At 42.1% G+C, this 6,438-nt stretch carries 5 protein-coding genes; all 5 read right to left on the reverse strand.

The features are described from left to right. Positions 1-67: 67 nt before the first annotated feature. From ADH52_RS09125 to ADH52_RS09145, 5 genes are read right to left on the reverse strand one after another with little or no spacing between them, the layout of a single operon-like run. Entirely contained in the window at positions 68-562 is a 495-nt protein-coding gene (locus tag ADH52_RS09125; protein WP_020902221.1) for a GNAT family N-acetyltransferase, read from the reverse strand. Next, entirely contained in the window at positions 559-1,020 is a 462-nt protein-coding gene (locus tag ADH52_RS09130) for a GNAT family N-acetyltransferase (protein ID WP_049511004.1), read from the reverse strand. Before ADH52_RS09130 ends, ADH52_RS09125 begins: the two co-directional genes overlap by 4 nt. Before the next feature lie 9 nt (positions 1,021-1,029). Beyond that, positions 1,030-2,364, reverse strand: coding sequence for a UDP-N-acetylmuramate--L-alanine ligase (murC, locus tag ADH52_RS09135; RefSeq protein WP_049511005.1), 1,335 nt, complete (start codon positions 2,362-2,364; stop codon positions 1,030-1,032). A 10-nt stretch (positions 2,365-2,374) separates the two neighbouring features. Further along, positions 2,375-2,992 carry a hypothetical protein gene (locus tag ADH52_RS09140; protein ID WP_049511006.1) on the reverse strand — a complete coding sequence of 206 codons (618 nt, stop codon included), beginning with the start codon at positions 2,990-2,992 and terminating at the stop codon, positions 2,375-2,377. Positions 2,993-3,039: 47 nt separating this feature from the next. After that, a complete protein-coding gene (locus tag ADH52_RS09145) occupies positions 3,040-6,138 on the reverse strand; it encodes a DEAD/DEAH box helicase (protein WP_049511007.1) in 3,099 nt (1,032 codons plus the stop codon). Positions 6,139-6,438: the final 300 nt, after the last annotated feature.

The following is a 6,438-nucleotide window of genomic DNA, read 5'->3' on the forward strand; positions in this document are numbered from 1 at the left end:
CTCGTTGACAATCCATAATATTATATCTTAAAAACGAAAGAAAAGCAACCTAGCATGCTTTTCTCGCTTATTTTTTAGCTTCCCAGACCATATCATACCAGGTTTCCCCTGCAAAGGTTGACTGAGACCGGCCTTCATTGACAAATCCATGTTTTTCGTAGTAGGCGATGAGATAGTCATGACAGGTTAGGTTAATACCTTCTCTTTCGTGTTCAAGAGCCAACTCTTTCAAGGCTGTTAATAATTTTTGACCAAGTCCAAGGCCCTGTGCTTCCTTGGCAATAGAAAGACAGGTCACAGAGATATAACCACTCGGCTCATGACTATAATCTTCTATCTCTTCTGTAAAAGACTGATCTTGCAGATGGCGGTATGGTCCAACTGGCCCTTCTATATACCCCATGATTCTGCCTTCTTTTTCTGCAACCAGAAAAGAGGTCTGAATTTTTCGCAAATGAGCTTCAAAAACCGAGCGAGGAATGGCTTCTTCAAGTGAGAAATTTTCTAGTTCAATCTCAACGATACGATCTAAATCTTCTAATCTTGCTTTCCTGATTTTCATTGTGCCTCCAGATAAAAGGGATTAAACCAAATCATACTAAAACCCTGGCTAGTTGCATAAAGCGAAGTTTCTTCATCAATAAAACCGTTCATTTCAAAATAGGATAGCAACTCATCAGGACTCTTCAAACGAATAGCTTTGTAATCCTGCTTAACTGCCACATCTTTCAAAGCCGCAAGAAGAAGCGTTCCCAAGCCCTGTCTCTGATGGTCAGCCTCAATGACTAAAGAATGCATTTCTAGACATTGCGGATTGTGGGGCTGAGGACCACTTAGAACATAGCCCAGAAGCTGATTTTCATCCCTAGCTAGAAGAAAGGTATCCGCATACTTACGGATACTTTCTTCTAAAATATGGGAAGGTTGCTGCTTTTCAGCTGGAAAAGATGAAGCCTGAAGTTCCTCTATCTCAGCCAAATCAGACTTACTTGCCTGAATGATCTTAATTGGAATTTCCATGGGAAAATCCTATTGAACATTGCTTGTCAAGTTAGACAAGAGTCGCTCAAATGAGTATTCATAGGTTTGGATATCTCCTGCTCCCATAAAGACATAGACAGCATTATCATGGTCTAGGAGTGGAGAAACATTTTCAACAGTGATCACTTGGTGTTTCTTGTTGATTTTATTGGCTAGATCTTCTACCTTAACATCACCATGGTCTACTTCACGAGCAGATCCATAAATTTGCGCTAGATAAACTGCATCCGCTTGGTTCAAAGCGTGGGCAAATTCGTCCAACAAGGCAATGGTTCTTGTAAAAGTATGCGGTTGGAAGACTGCAACAATTTCCTTGCTTGGGTATTTCTGACGAGCCGCATCCAAGGTTGCAATAATTTCTGTTGGATGGTGGGCAAAGTCATCGATAATCACCGTGTCATTGACAATTTTCTCAGTGAAACGACGCTTAACACCGGCAAAAGTTTTCAAGTGTTCACGCACCAAGTTCAAATCAAATCCTGCTGTGTAAAGAAGACCAATAACGGCTGTCGCATTCATGATATTGTGACGACCAAAGGTTGGAATATGGAATTGCCCCAAGTCTTGTCCACGGAAATGAACTGTGAAGGTTGAACCAGTTGTTGAACGAAGAAGATCACTAGCGACAAAGTCATTACCTTCTGCTTCAAAACCATAATAATAAATTGGTGCATCAGACGTAATCTTACGCAATTCAGCATCCTCACCGTAGATAAACAAACCTTTGGTAATTTGTTTAGCATAGTCGTTAAAGGCATTGAAAACATCCTCTAGACTTGTGAAATAGTCTGGATGGTCAAAGTCAATGTTAGTGATGATAGAATATTCTGGGTGGTAAGGCATGAAGTGGCGCTCATATTCGTCAGATTCGAAGACAAAATATTTAGCATTGGCTGAACCACGACCGGTCCCATCTCCAATCAAGAAGCTAGTATCTGTGATATGAGACAAGACATGAGACAACATACCTGTAGTTGAAGTTTTTCCATGTGCTCCAGCAACTCCCATGCTAACAAAGTCGCGCATAAAGCTACCTAGGAACTCATGGTAACGTTTGTAGCTAATGCCATTTTGGTCCGCATAGGCAATTTCGACGTTGTTATCTGGACGAAAGGCATTTCCAGCGATAATTTCCATATCTCCATCTAGATTCTTTTCATCAAAAGGAAGAATAATGATTCCTGCCTGCTCAAGACCACGTTGAGTAAAGTAGTACTTTTCAACATCTGATCCCTGTACCTTATGCCCCATTTGGTGCAGCATCAAGGCTAAGGCACTCATACCTGATCCCTTAATTCCGATAAAATGATATGTCTTTGACATGTTTTCTCCCCTATTCCGTAATTCTTGTCAGATTCAACTCTTGGGCCACCTGACGTTCTTGTTCTTTTTGTTGATTCTTTTTATTGTAGATTTGGCTCTTCTTCAGAAAATCATAGTTGTTTTTCTTTGGACCTGAAGTTTCTTTTGGCTCAGATTGAGTCGAAATATTGCTCACTTCTTCCGCCAAAATGTAATGAGACTGAGTCAATTTTTGACTATATTTAACAAATTCACCAGGATTTTCCTTTTGGAAAGGCGCGGTAGGTTGATTGCCCTGTCTATCCAAACGTTGCTGAGAAGGGCGTCTTGTAGGAGTAATATCCTTAGTCAGATAACTTGCTGAGCGTTTCTTTTTCAAGTCCGCACGCGCTTCTTCACGCGCCACCTCCGCATAGCTCTTTCCTTCTTTTTTTACTCCTAAGCCAGCCTTCTTAGGTTTCTCTACTGGCTTTTCAATCGGTTTGACTGGTTTTTCTTCAGTAATAGGGGCCCACTCCAGATAATTCTTATCACGGTATTCTCCCTTGATATTACTGATAAAGTCAGATTCATCATAGAGGTCCATAACCGGCATCTCAGTCAGCATGACCTCATCATCTGACACTAATGGAAATCGTTCTTCTCTCATTTTCTATTTCCTTTCAACACTTCATTATAGCGTATTGTCTTGATTTTTCAAGTGCTGGCTTCAGAAATTCCTAAAATTTCTCTAATTTCTGCTAGGGTCAGACTGCCACGTGACTCTGTGCCGTCCAATACTTGTGACACCAGATGTTTCTTTTGTTCTTGGAGTTCCTGGATTTTTTCTTCAATGGTTCCCTTGGTCACCAAGCGATAGACCTCAACCGTTTCTTCCTGACCCATCCGATGGGCACGGCCAATAGCTTGCGCTTCCACCGCAGGATTCCACCAAAGGTCAACCAAAATAACCGTATCAGCACCTGTCAGATTCAGACCGACACCACCAGCCTTGAGGGAAATCAGAAAGGCATCTCTTTCCCCTTGGTTAAAGGCTTTAGTCATGTCTTGTCTTTCTATGGCTGGGGTTGAACCCGTAATTTTAAAGGATGTCAAGCCCAAGTCTGGCAGTTCTTGTTCAATTTTCTCCAACATTCCCTTGAACTGCGAGAAAATCAAGACACGGTGTCCGCCGTCTGCCACCTGTACCAGCAGGTCTCGGAGACTATCCAGTTTACCACTGGCACCCTGATAATCCTCCATAAAGAGGGCAGGGGTGTCACAGATTTGGCGCAAGCGCATCAGACCAGACAAGATTTCCACCCGACTTCGCTGGAATTCCTGATCTGACACTTGAGCCAGACGGTCTCGCATCTGTTGCAACTGAGCTAGGTAAATAGCCTTTTGCTGGTCTTCCAGTTCATTCTTGTAAACCACTTCAATCAAGTCTGGTAATTCAGTCAGCACTTCTTCTTTCTTGCGCCTCATAACGAAAGGTTTGATAAACTGAGCAACGCGCTCAGCTGGTAATTTCATAAATTCTTTCTTGCTTGGCAAGAGTCCTGGCATGACGATTTGGAAAATAGACCACAACTCACCCAGATGGTTTTCAATAGGAGTTCCTGACAAGGCAAAGACTGACGGCACCACAAATTGTCTCAAGGTCTGGGCAATCTTAGTTTGGGAATTTTTCATGACCTGAGCTTCATCTAAGAAAAGGAAGTCAAAGGCCATCCCCTGATAAAGATCACTATCCTGACGGAAGGTAGCATAGCTCGTCACATAGATTTGATGGCTCTCGGCAAGAATCTCCTCACGACTAGCTTTCAAACCATGAACAACAACCACATCCAACTGTGGAGCAAATTTCTGAAATTCATCTGCCCAGTTGTAAATCAAACCCGACGGAGCGAGAATCAAGACTCGACTTTCTTTTGTCACTTGGCTGGTCAAAAATGCAATGGTCTGCAGGGTTTTACCAAGTCCCATATCATCAGCTAAAATCCCACCAAAACCATAATGATGGAGCATTTGCAACCAACGAATTCCCTTTTCCTGATAATCTCGTAAATCAGCCTGAACCTGAGTTGCTTGCAAAGGAAAGTCCTCTGGATGCGTCAAATCCTGGGCCAGATTCTGGAATTCTTGTGAAAAAGAAACACGATCTCGTCCTTCAAAGAGATGGGCTAAACTATAAGCCAAAGATTTTCGAGCCTGCAAGGCCCCATCTTTTAATTCAAACTGCCCCAGTTCCTGTAGATTTTGGCGAATTTTCTTGGTTTCTTCATCGAAAAAGTAGACTTGATTGGACGCACCAATGTAAAAATCTTGATTGGCAACCAAGGCCTGCATGGCTTGGTCAATTTCCTCTTGGGCAATATCTTGAAAATCAAACTGGATTTCCAAGAGACCTCCCTTGGAAGCAATCTGCACTTGAGGGCTTGCTAGGCTATAAATTTCTTCTAGCTTGTCTGATAGATCAACATTCCCGAGTTTTTCAAAAACTGGAATGATGTCATGGAAGAAATGATAAACAGACTCGGCTTTTAAGGCCTGACGCCAAGATTGAAAGTCTGCTTCAAATCCAGCTGCCAAACAGACTTGGAAAACTCTTTCTTCTAAGTCAGCATCACTCGAAAAAGGTAATTCTTCTAGCTCTTGTCGGCTAGATACCTTCCTGTCTCCATAATCAAACTGAATTTCTAAACGAATCCGATTGTCTTCTTCCCTATCAAAGTAAAAAGAGGGTTCAAAAGTTTTGATATGTAGACGTTCTGGAGCTGAAACGGTCCCCATCTGGCTAAAAAGAGTTAAACAGGAAGCCAATTTATCGCGGTCACTGCTATCAAATTGCAAGTATTTCTTTCCATGCTGATCCAAAGGCAACGCTTTGATTTCCTTGAGAAGACGTATCTGCTGGTCTGTTAGAAAATAAACCTGTCCTTTATGGAAAAGTACGGCTCCCTGATAAAAGACATTGACTCTAGGACTCTCACTGATTTCCATTTCAAAATAATCCGAGTATTCTTTTACTATAAAGGCAAATAGATTAGCACCCGCATGCAAATCCTGAAAAATCAGGGTTTGGTAGCTATCTACTTGATGGTCAAATTGAAAATGCGGCAAGGTCATCAGTAAATTCACACCCTGCTCAAAAAAGGTCAGAGGAAAAAAGAGATGCCGACCCTGGTTTTGGAAAAAAAGATCTGGACTAAGTCCTTCCTCCGTTAGTCCCCGCAAAAAAGCCAGAAGCTCTTGACTTGCCTCATCAAAGGCTTCCAAAGACAGAGATTCCTCATAAGTTTTTCCAATCATATAAGGTTTTCTCTTCTCGACGACTTTTAAAAAGAGCGGAATATCCCGAATGACATAGTATTTTTGACTATTGGTTTGCCCGATTCTCAGAGTCCACAAGATACGATTGGTTCCTGCTTCCACTTGTCCCACAGCCGATAATTCATAGGCACGTTCTGCTTTTGGAGACAAGATTCGGTCCAAAAATTTACCACCCAAGGTCACCTTGGTTTCAACGGCTTCTTTTTCTTCATGACCTTCTTCAAGACCCTGCAAGATTTCTTGGCCACGCTCATCATTTTTCAAAAAATGCTCCAGAGCTGCCAAATGCACACAGTAGCCCCTCTTTTGGAAAAAATCGCAGGCACAAAAAACCAAATCATCCTCTAAACTATAGCGCAGTTCTTCTTCTGCGACGCGAGCGTAGAGCCGATTATTCTTTTCCTTGATGATGTCAACTTTACCAGTTTCATAAAGGGCAACGCCTTCGATACGGACTTTCCCCGGAATCAATTTAGCCATATTTTTACCTTTACCTTATCTTTTTATTATACCATATTTTCCCCTATGAAAATAGCCTTCTAGGAATACTTTTCTCCTAGAAGGCTGGATTTTTAAAGTCGTAACTTCTCAAAGTAACTTCCATCTCTCTCCCAAAACTAGAAGTTAGTCTAAGACGGATTTCCACTGATTTCACGCATTTTTCTCATACTAAAAGCTAGGCTTGTGGGAAACTGGAAGTTAGTTTTAGAAGTTACCCTCTATACTATACCGGCGGCCGGGGTCGAACCGGCACGTCCTTGCGGACACTGGATTTTGAGT

The sequence above is a fragment of the Streptococcus pseudopneumoniae genome, from assembly GCF_001072665.1.
Classification (GTDB): domain Bacteria; phylum Bacillota; class Bacilli; order Lactobacillales; family Streptococcaceae; genus Streptococcus; species Streptococcus pseudopneumoniae_S.

Excerpts from the sequence above, each read along its gene's own strand:
- ADH52_RS09130 (WP_049511004.1), bottom strand. The coding sequence starts at position 1,020 with ATGGAAATTCCAATTAAGATCATTCAGGCAAGTAAGTCTGATTTGGCT.
- ADH52_RS09140 (WP_049511006.1), bottom strand. The coding sequence starts at position 2,992 with ATGAGAGAAGAACGATTTCCATTAGTGTCAGATGATGAGGTCATGCTG.
- ADH52_RS09145 (WP_049511007.1), bottom strand. The coding sequence starts at position 6,138 with ATGGCTAAATTGATTCCGGGGAAAGTCCGTATCGAAGGCGTTGCCCTT.
- murC (WP_049511005.1), bottom strand. The coding sequence starts at position 2,364 with ATGTCAAAGACATATCATTTTATCGGAATTAAGGGATCAGGTATGAGT.
- ADH52_RS09125 (WP_020902221.1), bottom strand. The coding sequence starts at position 562 with ATGAAAATCAGGAAAGCAAGATTAGAAGATTTAGATCGTATCGTTGAG.